This window comes from Pseudomonas sp. TH49 (assembly GCF_016650625.1).
Lineage (GTDB): Bacteria > Pseudomonadota > Gammaproteobacteria > Pseudomonadales > Pseudomonadaceae > Aquipseudomonas > Aquipseudomonas fluorescens_H.
The window spans coordinates 751,563-767,595 of the sequence record NZ_JAEKFL010000002.1 but is presented as its reverse complement, the minus strand read 5'-3'; the positions used below and the strand labels follow the sequence as shown (position 1 = coordinate 767,595).

At 60.2% G+C, this 16,033-nt stretch carries 19 protein-coding genes; 11 read left to right on the top strand and 8 right to left on the bottom strand.

Going from position 1 to position 16,033, the window contains the following annotated elements; translation table 11 throughout:
• Positions 1–12: 12 nt before the first annotated feature.
• The 3 genes from JFU48_RS20820 to gnd are packed head-to-tail and all read right to left on the bottom strand — an operon-like array spanning position 13 to position 3,343.
• Positions 13–822, bottom strand: coding sequence for an HAD family hydrolase (locus JFU48_RS20820; RefSeq protein ID WP_201137496.1), 810 nt, complete (start codon positions 820–822; stop codon positions 13–15).
• On the bottom strand, positions 819–2,342 hold the full coding sequence (gene zwf / locus JFU48_RS20815) for a glucose-6-phosphate dehydrogenase (RefSeq protein ID WP_201137495.1): 1,524 nt from the start codon (positions 2,340–2,342) through the stop codon (positions 819–821). Before zwf ends, JFU48_RS20820 begins: the two co-directional genes overlap by 4 nt.
• Positions 2,339–3,343 carry a phosphogluconate dehydrogenase (NAD(+)-dependent, decarboxylating) gene (gnd, locus tag JFU48_RS20810; RefSeq protein ID WP_315975069.1) on the bottom strand — a complete coding sequence of 335 codons (1,005 nt, stop codon included), beginning with the start codon at positions 3,341–3,343 and terminating at the stop codon, positions 2,339–2,341. The genes zwf and gnd overlap by 4 nt, the downstream gene beginning before the upstream one ends.
• Positions 3,344–3,594: 251 nt before the next feature.
• Between gnd and JFU48_RS20805 the strand changes: the two genes are divergently transcribed.
• On the top strand, positions 3,595–3,777 hold the full coding sequence (locus JFU48_RS20805) for a DUF6026 family protein (RefSeq protein ID WP_003225385.1): 183 nt from the start codon (positions 3,595–3,597) through the stop codon (positions 3,775–3,777).
• 200 nt (positions 3,778–3,977) lie between these two features.
• Positions 3,978–5,726 carry a phosphoethanolamine transferase CptA gene (locus JFU48_RS20800; RefSeq protein WP_201137493.1) on the top strand — a complete coding sequence of 583 codons (1,749 nt, stop codon included), beginning with the start codon at positions 3,978–3,980 and terminating at the stop codon, positions 5,724–5,726.
• Between the two features lie 341 nt (positions 5,727–6,067).
• On the opposite strand, the gene galU is transcribed toward JFU48_RS20800, so the two are convergent.
• Positions 6,068–6,907 carry a UTP--glucose-1-phosphate uridylyltransferase GalU gene (gene galU / locus JFU48_RS20795; RefSeq protein ID WP_007912230.1) on the bottom strand — a complete coding sequence of 280 codons (840 nt, stop codon included), beginning with the start codon at positions 6,905–6,907 and terminating at the stop codon, positions 6,068–6,070.
• Positions 6,908–7,165: 258 nt separating this feature from the next.
• On the opposite strand from galU, the gene JFU48_RS20790 reads away from it, so the two are divergent.
• Both JFU48_RS20790 and JFU48_RS20785 read left to right on the top strand, forming a co-directional pair.
• Entirely contained in the window at positions 7,166–7,351 is a 186-nt protein-coding gene (locus JFU48_RS20790; RefSeq protein ID WP_003225388.1) for a hypothetical protein, read from the top strand.
• Positions 7,352–7,502: 151 nt separating this feature from the next.
• Positions 7,503–7,790 carry a hypothetical protein gene (locus tag JFU48_RS20785; protein ID WP_003225390.1) on the top strand — a complete coding sequence of 96 codons (288 nt, stop codon included), beginning with the start codon at positions 7,503–7,505 and terminating at the stop codon, positions 7,788–7,790.
• A gap of 3 nt (positions 7,791–7,793) precedes the next feature.
• Here JFU48_RS20785 and JFU48_RS20780 read toward each other — a convergent pair whose 3' ends face one another.
• Both JFU48_RS20780 and JFU48_RS20775 read right to left on the bottom strand, forming a co-directional pair.
• Positions 7,794–8,024: a hypothetical protein gene (locus JFU48_RS20780; protein WP_003225391.1), complete on the bottom strand. Its 231-nt coding sequence runs from the start codon at positions 8,022–8,024 to the stop codon at positions 7,794–7,796.
• A gap of 72 nt (positions 8,025–8,096) precedes the next feature.
• A complete protein-coding gene (locus tag JFU48_RS20775; RefSeq protein WP_003225393.1) occupies positions 8,097–8,453 on the bottom strand; it encodes a hypothetical protein in 357 nt (118 codons plus the stop codon).
• A gap of 212 nt (positions 8,454–8,665) precedes the next feature.
• Here JFU48_RS20775 and JFU48_RS20770 point away from each other — a divergent pair, with 212 nt between their 5' ends.
• From JFU48_RS20770 to ada, 5 genes are all read left to right on the top strand, one after another.
• Entirely contained in the window at positions 8,666–8,968 is a 303-nt protein-coding gene (locus JFU48_RS20770; protein ID WP_201137492.1) for a DUF1883 domain-containing protein, read from the top strand.
• Positions 8,969–8,990: 22 nt separating this feature from the next.
• Positions 8,991–9,167: a hypothetical protein gene (locus tag JFU48_RS20765; protein WP_201137491.1), complete on the top strand. Its 177-nt coding sequence runs from the start codon at positions 8,991–8,993 to the stop codon at positions 9,165–9,167.
• 93 nt (positions 9,168–9,260) lie between these two features.
• Positions 9,261–9,971, top strand: a complete 711-nt coding sequence (locus tag JFU48_RS20760) for a 2OG-Fe(II) oxygenase (RefSeq protein ID WP_201137490.1) — start codon at positions 9,261–9,263, stop codon at positions 9,969–9,971.
• A gap of 5 nt (positions 9,972–9,976) precedes the next feature.
• Complete coding sequence (gene alkB, locus JFU48_RS20755; RefSeq protein WP_201137489.1) at positions 9,977–10,642, top strand: DNA oxidative demethylase AlkB; 666 nt, start codon at positions 9,977–9,979, stop codon at positions 10,640–10,642.
• A gap of 87 nt (positions 10,643–10,729) precedes the next feature.
• Positions 10,730–11,797, top strand: a complete 1,068-nt coding sequence (ada, locus tag JFU48_RS20750; protein WP_201137488.1) for a bifunctional DNA-binding transcriptional regulator/O6-methylguanine-DNA methyltransferase Ada — start codon at positions 10,730–10,732, stop codon at positions 11,795–11,797.
• Here ada and JFU48_RS20745 read toward each other — a convergent pair.
• Entirely contained in the window at positions 11,794–12,252 is a 459-nt protein-coding gene (locus JFU48_RS20745; protein WP_201137487.1) for a GyrI-like domain-containing protein, read from the bottom strand. The genes ada and JFU48_RS20745 overlap by 4 nt on opposite strands.
• A gap of 60 nt (positions 12,253–12,312) precedes the next feature.
• Positions 12,313–13,296 carry an acrylyl-CoA reductase (NADPH) gene (gene acuI, locus JFU48_RS20740; RefSeq protein WP_201137486.1) on the bottom strand — a complete coding sequence of 328 codons (984 nt, stop codon included), beginning with the start codon at positions 13,294–13,296 and terminating at the stop codon, positions 12,313–12,315.
• Positions 13,297–13,486: 190 nt separating this feature from the next.
• On the opposite strand from acuI, the gene JFU48_RS20735 reads away from it, so the two are divergent.
• Positions 13,487–15,361, top strand: coding sequence for an autotransporter (locus JFU48_RS20735; protein ID WP_242486691.1), 1,875 nt, complete (start codon positions 13,487–13,489; stop codon positions 15,359–15,361).
• On the top strand, positions 15,286–15,936 hold the full coding sequence (locus JFU48_RS30025) for a hypothetical protein (protein ID WP_242486690.1): 651 nt from the start codon (positions 15,286–15,288) through the stop codon (positions 15,934–15,936). Before JFU48_RS20735 ends, JFU48_RS30025 begins: the two co-directional genes overlap by 76 nt.
• Positions 15,937–16,033: the final 97 nt, after the last annotated feature.

Here is a 16,033-nt window from a genome sequence, read left to right as displayed (position 1 = left end):
TTTCCGGGTGAATCAGCGACCGAGGATGTACTTCTCGATCGCCTGCGCCACGCCATCGTCGGTGTTAGGCGCGGTCACTGCATCGGCCTGCCGTCGCACCGCTTCTTCCGCCTGCCCCATGGCGATCGAGAACCCGGCACGATGGAACATCGCCGGGTCATTACCGCCATCGCCAATTGCGGCGGTGTGCTCCAGCGGCACGTTCAGGTACTCGGCAATCGTCGACAGCGCGGTGCCCTTGTTTGCCTCCAGCGCCGTGACGTCCAGATACACCGGTTGCGAACGTGAAACCTGCGCCTGCCCCTCAACCTTGGTCAACAAACGGGCTTCCAGTTCAATCAGCAGATCCGTGTTGTTACTGGTGGCGACGATCTTGTCGATCCTTTGCAAATATGGCTCGAAACTCTCCACCACCACCGGCGGATAGCCAAGACCGTGCTGTTCGCGCGGCACCATTGGCCCGTTGGGGTCCTTGAGCAGCCAGTCACCGCCACTGAACACCCAGATTTCCACACCTGGCTGATCGATGAACGTCGCCAAAGCCGTCAGCGCCACCGGTACCGGCAGATAGTGCGCAGCCAGCAGCGTGCCGTCAGGCTTGACGATGGTGCCGCCGTTGAATGCCGCTGTCGGCACGTCGATACCCAAGGCTTCGATTTGCCGCAACATGGCTTTGGGCGGGCGCCCGGTCGCAAGACTGAAGAACACGCCAGCCTCGCGCAACGAGCGAACCGCGTCGAGGGTGCGCTGGCTCAGGCTGTGATCGGGCAGCAACAGTGTGCCGTCCATGTCACTCAGTAAAAAACGGATCGAGTTACTCATCCCAGACCATGCCAGACGCGGCCATCGCGAGTCAGCAGATCATTGGCGGCTTGTGGGCCATCTTCACCGGCAGCGTAGCTCTGCACGCTGGAATCCTGCTGCCAGGCGTCGAGGAACGGTTGCACCGCACGCCAGCCATTCTCGATGTTGTCGGCACGCTGGAACAGCGTCTGATCGCCGGTCAGGCAGTCATAGATCAGCGTTTCGTAACCGGTTGACGGCTGCATCTCGAAGAAGTCCTTGTACGCGAACCCCAGCTCGATGTTGGCCATGTTCAACGCCGGCCCCGGCCGTTTGGCCAGCAGGTCGAACCACATGCCCTCATTGGGCTGGATCTGGATACGCAGATAGGTTGGCTGCAGCTCGTCGACCTCGGTGTCACGGAACTGCGCGTACGGCGCCGGTTTGAAGCAGATGACGATCTCGGTGTCGCGTACGCTCATGCGCTTGCCGGTGCGCAAATAGAACGGCACACCGACCCAGCGCCAATTGTCGATCATGACTTTCAGCGCGACGTAGGTTTCGGTGCTGCTGTCAGGCGAAACGTTCGGCTCCTGACGGTAACCGTTCAACGCTTTGCCATCGACTTCACCGGCGCTGTATTGGCCGCGTACCGAATTGGCTCGCGCCTCCTCGACCGTCCATGGGCGGATCGCGCCGACCACTTTGGCCTTCTCGCCACGCACGGCGTCAGCGCCGAACGCGGCCGGTGGTTCCATGGCGACCATCGCCAGCAACTGGAACAGGTGATTGGGCACCATGTCCCGCAACGCGCCGGTGTGTTCGTAAAAACTGCCACGGGTTTCAACACCGACGGTTTCCGCAGCGGTGATCTGCACGTGGTCGATGTAATGGTTGTTCCAGAAGGCCTCGAACAGGCTGTTGGAGAACCGGCTGACCAGAATGTTCTGCACGGTTTCCTTGCCCAGGTAATGGTCGATCCGATAGATCTGTTTCTCGGACATGACCTTGAGCAGGCAGGCGTTCAAGGCTTCGGCGGTTTGCAGATCGGAGCCGAACGGCTTCTCGATTACCACCCTTCTGAACGCCTCGGGGGTTTCCTCCAGCAGTTTGGCGGCGCCGAGACGGCGCACCACTTCACTGAAGAAACGTGGCGCGGTGGCCAGGTAGAACACCGCATTGCCAGTGCCGCTGTCGGCTATTTTCGCCGCCAGCGCTGAATAGGTGCTGTCGTCCAGAAAGTCGCCCTGGACGTAGCTGATACCTTTGGCGAGCTTGGCCCACAAGGCCGGATCAAGCTTCTGATCGCCCTTGCCGACTTTCGCCGCCACTTCGGTACGGATGAAGTCTTCGAGTTTTTGCGCAAAGGCTTCATCGCTAATGGCGTTGTGGTCAACGCCGACGATCCGCAGGCCATCATTCAGCAGGCCGTCACGACTCAGGTTGTACAGCGCCGGCATCAGCAAGCGCTTGACCAGGTCACCGTGGGCACCGAACAGAAACAGCGTGGTCGGTGGAGCGGGTTCTGCCTTGGATTTCCTGCGGATCGTATGGGTCATTTTTTCGGTGTCTCCACATGGCCGCCGAAGCCGAAGCGCTGGGCCGAAAGGATCTTGTCGCCAAAGGTGCCCTGACCGCGGGAGCGGTAGCGCGAGAACAACGAGTTCGACAGCACCGGCACCGGCACTGCCTGTTCCATGGCCGCCTCGATGGTCCATTGGCCTTCGCCGCTGTCAGCCACCGAACCGGAGAACCCGTCGAGTTTCGGGTCGCTGGCCAGTGCGTCGGCGGTCAGGTCGAGCAGCCAGGACGAAACCACGCTGCCACGACGCCAGACTTCAGCAATGTCGGCAACATTCAGGTCGAAACGCTGGTCTTCCGGCAGACGCTCGCTGGATTTGGTCTTGAGGATGTCGAAGCCTTCGGCAAACGCGGCCATCATGCCGTACTCGATGCCGTTGTGGATCATCTTCACGAAGTGCCCGGCACCGGCAGGACCGGCGTGAATGTAGCCGTGCTCGGCACGGTGATCATCGGACTTGCGGTCCTTGGTGCGCGGAATCTCGCCCATGCCCGGTGCCAGCGCAGCGAACAGCGGGTCAAGACGGCTGACGGTCTCGGCATCGCCACCGATCATCATGCAATAGCCGCGCTCCAGGCCCCAGACGCCGCCGGAGGTGCCGACGTCGATGTAGTGCAGGCCTTTCTCGGACAGCGTCTTGGCCCGGCGGATGTCATCCTTATAGTTGGTGTTGCCGCCGTCGATGATGGTGTCACCGGCTTCCAGCAAGTCGCTCAGGGTGTTGATGGTGTCTTCGGTCGGTGCGCCGGCCGGCAGCATGACCCACACGGCGCGTGGCTTGGCCAGGCCTGCCACCAGGGCCGGCAGGTCGGCAACGCCCGTAGCGCCCTCGGCGGCCAGGGTGTCGACAAAAGCGGTATTGCGGTCGTAAACAACGGTGGTGTGACCGTTGAGCATCAGACGTCGCGCAATATTGCCGCCCATGCGGCCCAGTCCAATAATCCCGAGTTGCATGTGCTGATGCTCCTTACTGCAAATAAATGTGTGTCAAAGGTTATAGCCCAACGTGATCCATGGAGGTTAGTCCAGAGCGTCGGGTGGGAAGTTTCCGGGCATTGTGCCCGATCCAGACTGATAACGTCGGGAAACGTGCCGAAGACACACCGACCATGAAAAATAAAAAAGTTCCCTTCACACGCAAAAGAAACCAAAATTGGCGCCGATAGCAAGTCAGTAGCCCCGACGCGGGGACGATTTGCAGTTGAGACACGCCATTTGCGAGGTGAGCAATGGGCACAGTACATACAGCAATGCCTCCACAAACCCTGTACGTCACGATCCGTCGTGATGAATTGCGCCAGTTGAAAGACGAGCGCGACCAGTTGAAGCAGGAGCTGGCGCAGCTGCGCTCGCTGACCCAGGGCGCTCAGCCCAAACCTCTGCCGGTTGTCCAACGCAATCCGCACGCCTGACCTGCCCCGCCAGCTTCGGGAACGGCGCCTGTCGTTCCCGACATGATGCCCCCCTGCCCCTGTTCAGCAACTAACGAAGTTTTCACATTGCCTTGGTGATACTCCGGCCCATTCTGGCCGTGCGTTTGCGCGCGGCTTCCGTTCGTCGGTTTTGATGTAGCGCTCCGACGGTGGTTAGTGACGATGAGCTGGAGTGCTGAATGGCATTGTTCAAACGCAGCAAAACGACTGCGACAGGTTTCGACTGGGCCGGGGTTCTCTGGCTGTTCGCGTTTTTCTGGTATTTCTCGGGCATCACCCAACTGCTGATCCAGCTGACCGGCACCTCCGGTTTCAGCGGTTTCCGTCAAGCCTTCGTGATGAGTGCGCTCTGGCTCGCCCCGATGCTGGCGTTCCCCAAGCGCACCAAACTGCTCGCCGCGTTGATCGGCGTGGTCCTGTGGGCCTGCTCCATGGCCAGCCTGGGTTACTTCTTCATCTATCAGCAGGAATTTTCGCAAAGCGTCATCTTCATCATGTTCGAGTCGAACGTGTCTGAGGCGGGCGAGTACATGACCCAGTACTTCGCGTGGTGGATGATCCCGGCGTTCCTCGCCCATACCGCTTTCGCCTACTTCCTCTGGACGCGCCTGCGCCCGGTGTACATGCCCCGTGGCCGCGCTTTCGTTGCCGCGTTGGCGATCCTGATTGCCGTGGTTGGCTACCCGTTGATCAAACAAACCCAGCGCACCGGCAGTTTCGCCGGCGGTTTCGAGAAGTTCGAAGACCGCATCGAGCCAGCCGTGCCTTGGCAGATGGCGGTGGCTTACCACCGCTATCTCGATACGCTGGCCGGCATGGAAGAGATGCTGCACAGCACCAGCAAGGTCCCGCCGCTGCATAACCTCAAGGTTGCAGACGCCGATAAACCTTCGACCCTGGTGCTGGTGATCGGCGAATCGACCAACCGTCAGCGCATGAGCCTGTACGGCTATCCGCGCAAGACCACGCCGGAGCTGGACAAGCTCAAGGATCAGCTCGCGGTGTTCGACAACGTCATCACTCCGCGCCCATACACCATTGAAGCATTGCAACAGGTCCTGACCTTCGCCGACGAAGAGAATCCTGATCTGTACCTGTCGACGCCTTCGCTGGTCAGCATGATGAAACAGGCCGGCTACAAGACGTTCTGGATCACCAACCAGCAGACCATGACCAAGCGCAACACCATGCTCACAACCTTCTCCGAACAGGCCGACGAGCAGGTGTACCTGAACAACAACCGTAATCAGAACGCCGCGCAGTACGACGGTGACGTGATCGAGCCGTTCAACAAGGCGCTGACTGATCCGGCTCAACGCAAGCTGATCGTCGTGCATCTGCTCGGCACTCACATGAGCTACCAGTACCGTTATCCGCCGACCTTCGACAAGTTCCAGGACCGTACCGGCGTGCCGGCCGGCGTGCGTGATGACCAGGTGCCGACCTACAACAGCTATGACAACGCCGTGCTCTACAACGATTTCGTGGTGTCGAGCCTGATCAAGGACTACGCCAAGTCCGATCCGAATGGTTTCCTGCTGTACCTCTCCGACCACGGAGAAGACGTGTTCGACTCCGCCGGCCACAACACCCTGGGCCGTAACGAGAACAAACCGACGGCGCCGATGTACACCATTCCGTTCATGGCCTGGGCTTCGCCGAAATGGCGCGAGAACCATAACTGGAACTTCGCCGCAGACCTGGGGCGGCCTTACAGCAGCTCGCACTTGATCCACACTTGGGCAGACATGGCCGGCTTGAGTTTCGATGAACTGGACCGCACCAAGAGCCTGGTCAGCGACAGCTTCAAGCCGCGTCCGCTGATGATCGGCAACCCGTACGAGCGTGAGCAGCGCGCGCTGATCGACTTCAGCCTGATGAAGCCGAAAAAGGTCGAGCCTGCCGCTGCGAATGTCGTGCAGCAGTAACTGCCTGGAAGGCGCCGGTTTCGAGAGATCGCAAGCGGCGCAACGTATAAAGAAAAAGCTCCGTATCGCAAGATACGGAGCTTTTTTCGTTCCGGGCGGACAGGTTGCTCGCTTGTGCGGGGCTCTGCTGTGCCGTTTGAAGCGGATCGGCACAGCCAGCATGCTCGAAGGTGCCCTCCCCTTGAAAAAGCAGCCAGCGCGCTCAGAGGGCGTGAGTAAATCGCAGCGCCCGGCTCACGGATTTTTCCAGCACAAAAACAAACGCCCCGAACAAGTCGGGGCGTTTGTGGGTGCGTTCACTTGGGTGCTTTCACACCCTTCGCGATGCAGATCCGGCGCTATCAGTAAGCCTTGCCGGTCTTGTAGAAGTTCTCGAAGCAGAAGTTGGTGGCTTCGATGTAGCCTTCGGCGCCACCGCAGTCAAAACGCTTGCCCTTGAACTTGTAAGCCATTACGCAGCCATTCTGGGCCTGTTTCATCAGGGCGTCGGTGATCTGGATTTCGCCACCCTTGCCTGGCTCGGTCTGTTCGATCAGATCGAAGATGTCCGGAGTCAGGATATAACGACCGATGATCGCCAGGTTCGACGGAGCGTCTTCCGGCTTTGGCTTCTCGACCATGCTGTGTACGCGGTAGATGTCGTCGCGGATCATCTCGCCAGCAATCACGCCGTATTTGCTGGTTTCCTGCGGATCGACTTCCTGAATGGCGATGATCGAGCAGCGGAACTGCTTGTACAGCTTGACCATCTGGGTCAGTACGCCGTCGCCTTCGAGGTTGACGCACAGGTCGTCCGCCAGTACCACGGCGAACGGCTCGTCACCGATCAGTGGGCGACCGGTCAGAATCGCGTGGCCCAGGCCTTTCATTTCGGTCTGACGGGTGTAGGAGAACGAGCACTCGTCGAGCAGCTTGCGGATGCCGACCAGGTATTTTTCCTTGTCGGTGCCTTTGATCTGGTTTTCCAGCTCATAGCTGATGTCGAAGTGGTCTTCCAGAGCACGCTTGCCACGACCGGTCACGATCGAGATTTCAGTCAGGCCAGCATCCAGAGCTTCTTCAACGCCGTACTGGATCAGTGGCTTGTTTACCACCGGCAGCATTTCTTTGGGCATGGCTTTAGTCGCTGGCAGGAAGCGAGTACCGTAACCGGCTGCTGGGAACAAGCATTTCTTGATCATATAAGTCCTTGAAAGGGCTGTGTGTACGAGTTTCGGCGCAGTCTAATCAGGCGGCGTGCACCTTACAATGCCCCGCACTGGCTAACCGATGCCAACATAGAGAAATATTCTCTCCGATAGTTCCGTTGGCGTCTTCGACCCGCGAAAACAGAGTAGCTCAAACACGCAAATGCGCTGCATCACCATACGCTCATCGTCCCCCAATGTGAGGATTTGTCGGTATCATGGCGCCTTTGAACCAGCGAACGAGACAAATAGATGGCCGCGGTAAAAATCATCAACGGGTATGTGATCGACAAGAAAGACGGCAAGTGGACGCTGACCACTACCAATGGCGAACACATCGCCGGGCCTTTCGACAGCGAGCAGTTGGCGACTGATGTGGCGTCGGTGTTCACCGACACCCCGGCGTCGTCCAAACGCCGTGGCAAAGATCAGGACTGATCGGTTGCGACACATCCCGAGCCCTGCCCTTGTGCAGGGCTTTTTGTGACTGCCGGGCACACCAGCGCAAACAAGTGGCCAATCGCTATAACCTTTTCACTCCGGCGCTGTCAGAGCGTTTAGCCCCTCCATCGCTGAAGACGACACACCTATGAACATGAACAGATTGCTGCCGCTGATCGCGGTATTGGCCTTGGGTGGCTGTGCCACCTCGCAAACCACCTACCTGAACAACGGCGAACAGGGCCTGACCATCGATTGCTCGGGCGAGGCCAACTCTTGGGCCACCTGCTATGAGAAGGCCGATGCCTCCTGTGCCGGCACCGGTTATCGCATTGTCGGAACCGATGGCACGCCGGCACCCAAAGAAAGCGACAAGACTTTGGGGGTCGATGTCGGCAACTACAAAAACCGTAGCGTGGTGGTGGTCTGCAAATAGACCCTACATGTGAATCTCGGCGAATTTGATCCCGAGCCCACGCACGATCTCGATCAAGTCGTCGAGCCGGGCAAAGGATTCGACTTCGTCGTTATCGTCCACCAGGAAATAGCTGCGACCGGCGCTCTTCTTGAAAAAAACGATCCACTCACCCGGGTTCGCCGGATTTTGAATCACATGCGTGGCAGAGATAAGGCCCTCTGCATGCCGTTCCCGTACTTGCTCTCGCTTCATGCGCGACTCCAGAAATGAAAATGCCGTCACAGCATGACTGTGACGGCATCGGTGCTGATGGCCGCTATTCTATCAGCCGGAAATACAGGCATTGGCGGCGTTTTGCACGTCACGAGGGCGAATCGGCACATTGGACATGCGCTCATGCAGCTTGATGCTGCTGCCGCCGGAGCGGTCGTCGATGTCAAACACCGCTGCCGCGCCAGTGGAAAATTTCCCGGGGACAATCACTCGCACGCCATCCTTGTGCGGCTGCATCTGCAGCGCGCCACGGCTGTTGGCCAGCTTGTCCGCAAGGCACTGAGCATACTCATGGGGTTTCTTGCCGGAAATCACGCTCATGGTCGGCAAGGTTTCATTGATCTCGGAAACACTCGCGCAACCACCCATGACCAACATCAACGGCAGACACACCACACCCCACTTCATACAAATACCTCCCATAAAGACCCTCGGACAGCAGTAATGCCATTTTTCTCCGAGGCTTACTCCATTAAACCCGCATCGAATCGCGAATAACTGTTTTTAATTGTCAAAGCAGCGCTCGACGGCGGGATAATAACCCGTTCGGGCTGATAAACTGCGCCAATCGCACATGCTATCGTTTTGATTTAGTAGAAAAAGCCCTTCTGGAGGCGCCCATGAAATTCATTCACCAGCGCGAGCACCTCAACGAAGACGACATTGTCGTCATCCAATGCTCGCAAACCTGCAACATCCGATTGATGAACGACGCCAACTTCCGCGCGTTCAAGAATGGCGGACGCCACACCTACCACGGCGGCGCTTTCGACAAGTTTCCTGCGCGCATCACCGCGCCGAGCACCGGCTTCTGGAACATCACCATCGACACCGTCAGCCGTCGCGCCATCAGCGTCACGCGCAAACCGACCCTGACCCACTCGATCAAGATCATCCGCCGCTCCAGCACCAAACTCAGCTGAGTCGCCCTAACACAAGGTAAGTATGACCGTGGCCCAAACGACCAAATACGTCATCAAATACAAGCTCAACGGTGATCGCCGCTTCGAGTTCGCACAACTGGAGCACGGCACCGTGGAAGAAGCCAAGGCTGCACTGGATGCCATCCACGGCCAGACCGGTGACGTGATCAGCGATATCGCCGTCAGCAAAGCCCTGTAACCCAGTCCGTCGAATTCAACCGCAAGCGGCGGGGTGTTCTGCAGCAGGGACTTGCCCAGACTGACAGCCTAGACCAAGTGTTCAGGAGTCAGCATGTCAATGTCCCCGTCACGGCTGGATGCGCTCGATTGGCCCAGCCTGGAGCAGCAACTGGATCAATACGGCTACGCCATCATCCGTTCGTTGCTGTCGGCGCCAGCCTGTGAGCGCTTGAGCGCCCTGTATTCACAGACCGAACCGTTTCGCTCGCAGGTCATCATGGCCCGCCACGGTTTCGGTCGCGGGGAGTACAAATACTTTCGATATCCCCTTCCGACCACCCTCGAACGTCTGCGCAACGCGCTATACCCGCGCCTGATGCCGTTGGCTAATCGCTGGTACGAACGCATGAATTTGCCCGTCCGATTTCCCGCAACCCATGCCGAGTTTTTGCAGCAGTGCCACGCCGCCGGCCAGTTGCGACCGACGCCACTGCTGTTGCAATACGGCCCGCAGGACTACAACTGCCTGCATCAGGATCTGTATGGAGAACTGGTTTTCCCTCTGCAGGTGGCGATTCTTCTGTCAACGCCGGGGCAAGACTTTACCGGCGGCGAGTTCGTCATGACCGAGCAACGCCCGCGCATGCAGTCGCGTCCGCACGTCGTGGATCTGCACAAGGGTGATGCAGTGCTTTTTGCAGTGAACCAGCGCCCGGTCAGAGGCACACGCGGCGACTACCGGGTGACCATGCGTCACGGCGTCAGTCGCCTGCACAGTGGAAATCGGCATACCCTAGGCATCATCTTCCACGACGCGTCCTGAGCAGCATGCAACCGACCACTTTCGACCTGTTCGCCGACCACGAACCCGAGCAGCAACCCCGTACCGAACAGATCGGCGAGCAATCGTGGGTGTTGCGCGGCTTCGCCCTGCCGGTGCTCGATCAACTGCTGCCGGCGCTGGATGCCGTTCTCGCCGCAGCGCCGTTGCGTCACATGATGACGCCGGGCGGTTTCAGCATGTCGGTGGGCACCAGCAGTTGCGGCGCACTGGGCTGGATCACCGACCGCAGCGGTTATCGCTACAGCGCGGTGGACCCGTTGACCGGCAAGCCCTGGCCTGCGATGCCTCAAGTGCTGTCCGAGCTGGCACAGACAGCGGCGCAGCGTGCAGGATTTGCCGACTTCCGCGCAGATTCCTGCCTGATCAACCAATATATCCCCGGGGCCAAGATGTCTTTGCATCAGGACAAAGACGAAAATGCCTACGCCGCGCCGATCGTCTCACTGTCCCTGGGCTTGCCGGCCATGTTCCTGTTCGGTGGTTTTGCCCGCAGCGACAAGAGCCAGCGCATTCCTCTGCTGCACGGCGACATGGTGATCTGGGGCGGCGTTGATCGCCTGCGTTTTCACGGGGTGCTGCCGATCAAGCCCGGCCAGCATCCGCGTCTGGGCGAACGGCGGATCAACCTGACTTTCCGTGTTGCCGGATGATCCTGAAAAGTTTGACCGCAAGGCCCGGAGTGTTACGAACATCGCCGCTGGTTAACCTGAATCAAACAGGTCAACGGACTACTCGCCATGAAAAAACTGTCGCCAATCATCAACGTTGAAACCGATCCACGCTGGGCTGCCGTCGTTGCGCGGGACCCACGGGCCGACGGGCAGTTTGTCTACGCGGTGAAGACTACCGGCATCTATTGCCGCCCGAGCAGCCTGTCGCGGTTGCCCAAGCCGCAGAATGTCGAATTCTTCGACAACGCCGAAGCCGCCGAGGCGGCGGGTTACCGCCCGAGCAAGCGCGCGAGCAAGGATCAGACTGACGTCGCCAGCCAGCACGCCGCGACCGTGGCGATGGCCTGCCGACACATCGAGTCTTGCGAAACGGCGCCCGCGCTCAGCGAACTCGCCGAAGCTGCCGGCCTCAGTCCTTTCCATTTTCACCGGGTGTTCAAGGCCGCTACCGGCCTGACGCCCAAGGGTTACGCAGCGGCGCATCGCTCGCGCAGGGTGCGGGAACGGCTTGCGGGTGGCGGCTCGGTCACTGATGCGCTGTACGACGCCGGCTTCAATTCCAACAGTCGCTTTTACGAATCAGCCGACAAGGTCCTGGGCATGAAGCCCGGCGACTACCGCGCTGCCGGGCGCAACAACGACATTCATTTCGCCGTCGGCCAATGCTCGCTCGGGGCGATTCTGGTGGCGCAAAGCGAACGCGGCGTGTGCGCGATTCTCTTGGGCGATGATCCACATCAACTGGTCTGCGACCTGCAGGATCAGTTCCGTCAGGCCAACCTGATTGGCGCCGATGCCGAGTTCGAACAGTTGATTGCCAAAGTGGTGGGTTTCATCGAAGCCCCGGCACTGGGCCTCGACTTGCCACTGGACGTACGCGGTACGGCGTTTCAGGAACGGGTGTGGCAGGCACTGCGGGAAATCCCGGCGGGCCGCACCGCCAGTTACGCCGAGATCGCTCAACGCATTGGTGCGCCGACCTCGATGCGCGCCGTGGCGCAGGCGTGTGGCGCCAACCGCTTGGCCGTAGCAATCCCCTGCCACCGCGTGGTGCGCAGCGATGGCAATCTCTCGGGGTATCGCTGGGGCGTAGAGCGCAAGCGCCAGTTGCTGGAACGCGAAACCCAGTCTTAGCGCACGCCGATGTAGACCGACACGGACTCGGGGCCGGTATAGGCCTCGAAGTCGGTAGCGTAACGGCGCTGGATCTGCGGATTCTCCTCAAAGAACTTCCAGATCTTTCCCCAGGTCGAGATGACCGCGTCAGGTAACGGCCCCTGCGCTTCGAATACCAGATACTCGCCCGCCTCGATCAGGACCGACTCGAAGTCTTTGGTCGGGGCATTCACGGTGACGCCGGCAGTGACATCGAACTCACCCGAGGCATCCGACTCGTAAGCCGAATACACGCCATAAATTGGCGAATTGGCTGACTTGCCGGGAATGGATTCGGCCAACTCCTCGCCGAAAAACCGGCCCCACATCGGGCCGATTTTCGCGGTTTCGGCTTGGTGCTCTGTGGCGTTGGTGGTACGCACGCGCAGGCCGGCAACGGTGAAGGCGTCGATTTGCTGTCGTTTCAAATCCATCGAAATTGCCGCTCCCTAAATAGAGATGCGGCCACACGGGCCGCAATGACGCCTACTCTGTCAGCGATTGACGTCGACCACAACCCTGCCGCGCAGCTGTCCGGCGAGCAACTTGGGCGCCGCGTCGATGGCCTCGCTCAGGGCGATTTCGTGACTGATCAATGGCAAAAGGGCGAAGTCCAGATCCTTGGCCAGACGCGCCCAGGCCTCGATCCGCCGCGCTTTGGGCTGAGTTACGCTGTTGATCCCTGCTAGCGTCACGCCGCGCAGAATGAACGGCGCCACCGACGCCGGAAAATCCATGCCCTGAGCCAGACCGCAGGCAGCGACGGTGCCCTCGGCGCGGGTACTGGCGCAAGCGTTGGCCAAGGTGTGACTGCCGACCGAATCGATCACCCCGGCCCAACGTTCCTTGGCCAGCGGTCTGCCCGGCTCCGACAAGGTTGCGCGGTCGATGATCTCGCTGGCGCCCAGTTGCATCAGGTAGTCATGCTCGGACACCCGGCCCGTGGACGCCACCACGCGATAACCGAGCTTGCTGAGCAAGGCGATGGCGAAACTGCCCACCCCGCCATTGGCGCCGGTCACCAGCACTTCACCCTGATCCGGGGTCACGCCGTTACGCTCCAGCGCCAGAATGCACAGCATCGCCGTGTAGCCGGCGGTACCGATGGCCATGGCTTGCGCGGCGGTAAAGGCTTTGGGCAACGGAATGAGCCAGTCACCATTGAGCCGCGCCTTCTGCGCCAGCCCGCCCCAGTGACTTTCGCCCACACCCCAACCATTGAGCAGCACCTGATCACCGGCCTGGTAGTCGGGATGCGAACTGACTTCCACCGTGCCCGCCAGATCGATCCCCGGCACCATCGGAAACTTGCGCACCACCGGACTGCTGCCGGTAATCGCCAGACCGTCCTTGAAGTTCAGCGTGCTGTACGCAACCTTCACCGTCACGTTGCCTTCAGGCAACTGCGCTTCGCTGATCTGCTGCAGGCTGGCGTGGTAACCGCTGTCGTCTTTGTCGATCAAAATGCCGTTGAACATGGCTGCCTCTCAATCAATGGGTTCAAATCCTCGTGCCCTGAAATAACACAAAGCAACACATTGCCCCACCCGACTTTGCGCCAATTCGCAAATCCGCCAAGTAATTGTGAAGCGGGCGGCTATGCTTTTTCGACGGTCGTGCTTTCGCTGTCATCCCTGCTGAAAGCGGCCCTTGTCGATGGAGCTGACAATGCCTTACCCGCGCTCATTGCTAGCGATGCTGATGCTGTGCCTGCTGATCATTGGCGACACTTGGGCAGCCTCCCCCCCTGCGACGAAAGACACTGCGGGCAGCGCGCCGACATGGCCGCAAGTGATTACCAGCGGCAAGGCCAGACTCACCGTGTATCAGCCGCAACTCGACAGTTGGGATGGCTACACCCTCAATGCCCGCGCTGCCGTCGAAGCCACCGGAGCCGATGGCAAACCCACTTTCGGCATTGTCCAGTTCAGCGCGCACACGCTGGTCGACAAGGCCACGCGCTGGGTCGCGCTGGATCAATACAAGATCATCAAGGCCGACTTCCCCGCCGATGCCAGTCAGGCCGACGTCTGGCTTGGAGCCCTGCAAAAAGATGCCGAAAGCCGCAAGAAAACCATATCCCTCGATCAACTCGAAGCAGCGGTCGGCGTGCTGTCGGCAGAGCAGAAAGCCGACAGCGCGCCACTGGAAAATACCCCGCCCGCGATCATCAGTTCCGACGTCCCTGCCCTGCTCGTCTACATCGATGGCGACGCCGTCTACCGGGCGGTCGAGGGCACCGAGCTGCAACGCGTGATCAACACCCGTCCGCTATTGCTCAAGGACGCCGAGGGCAAACACTACCTGCACGTGTTCGACGGCTGGATGGTCGCTGGCAGTCTGAACGGCGAATACACCCGTCTGGCCACGCCGCCGGCTGATCTGGAGAAAGCCAAACAGGCGGCGATCCAGAGTCGTCAGGTCGATCTGCTGACCGGCCAGAGCGATCCGAAAGACAAGGTTCCGAGTCTGGCCAAATCACCGCAACCGAAAATCTTCATCGCCACCACGCCCACTGAACTGATCGTCACCGACGGCGCGCCGCAGTGGCTGCCGATACAGGGCACCCGTCTGCTGTATGTGAGCAATACCACCGGGCATATCTTCAAGGAAATCGGCGACCAGAACAGTTACGTGCTGATCTCCGGCCGCTGGTTACGCGCCGCTGACATGCAAGGCCCATGGACGTTTACCCCGGCTGACAAACTGCCGGCAGACTTCGCCAATATCCCGGATGACAGCCCGAAAGAGAACGTCAAGGCGTCGGTCGCCGGAACGCCACAGGCCAGGGAAGCCGCGATCGCTGCAACCATTCCGCAAACCTCGGCGATCAAGAAAAGCGCAGTGAAAATGACCGCGCCGCAGTTCGATGGCGAGCCGCAGTTGAAGGCGATCAACAGCACGCCGCTGCAATACGTGGTCAACAGCGCGACGCCGATCATTCGAGTCGACAGCGACAGCTGGTATGCGGTGGAAAACGGAATCTGGTTCACCGCCACCTCGGTTAACGGGCCTTGGGCCGTGGCCAGCTCCGTACCGGCGGTGATCTATTCGATCCCGCCGAGTTCACCGATGCATTACCTCACCTACGTCAAAGTCTATGAATCCAGCGGCGATACCGTGGTGGTGGGCTACACCCCCGGCTATCAAGGATCGAATCTGGATCCGGCCACGGGTGTGGTGGTCTACGGCACCGGTTATCCGTACACGCCGTGGGTCGGCAGCGTCTGGTACGGGCCGCCGGTGACCTACGGTTTCGGCGTCGCCATGCGCTACACGCCGTGGACTGGCTGGACCTTCGGTTTCGGCTTCGGCTGGAGCTGGGGCGGCAACACCGTGGCGATGGGTTGGGGCTGGGGCGCTTATCCATGGTGGGGCAATTACGGCTGGGGTTACGCCTGGGGACCGCGCCTGTACCCCGCGCCGCTGGCCTGGGGCGGCGCCGCTTACGGCTATCGCGGGGCGCCGTGGCCTGGGGTCCCGGTGGCTGGGCCGGCACCACCGGCAACATTTATCGGCAGTGGGGCGATCGCGCGACGGTGAGTCGCTATGGCGCCGGATACAACGCCTGGACCGGCAATCGCTGGGCCGGCCAGGTCGGCTCCTCCTACAACTCGCGCACCGGCATTGCGGCCGCAGGCCAGCGCGGAGCCGTACACAATGTCTACAACGGCAATTACGCGGCCGGGCGCAGTGGTGAGGTGGTCGGGCCGAACGGTGGCGCCATCGCCGGTGGAAAAGTGACCGCAGGCAACGCTCGCAATGGCACCCAGGTCACCGCCAATCGTGGCGCGGTGTACAACCCCAACACCGACAAGACCACACAATATGGCGGCGTGAAAGGACGTAACGGCGGCGCCGCGCGAGTGGGCGACAACGTCTATGCCGGGCACGACGGCAACGTCTACAAGAAAACCGACAACGGCTGGCAATCGATGGTCAAGGGCAGCCCGACTCGCACGGCACCGGTCAACAACAATGCCCAGTTGCAAAACCTCAATCGCGAGTCGGCGGCACGTAACTTCGGCAACCAGCGAACCAACAACTTTCACAATTCCTCGCAAGTCATGAACCGATCATTTGGAGGCGGCGGTGGCGGTGGTTTTCATCGACGCTGACGGCGCGCGACTGTCCGTGTGCGAAAAAATCGGGCTGGCCCTGGGGCCGGTTTAGCTGTTAAAAAACCGGTTCTGCCGTCCCTGCCCCGCTTCATCG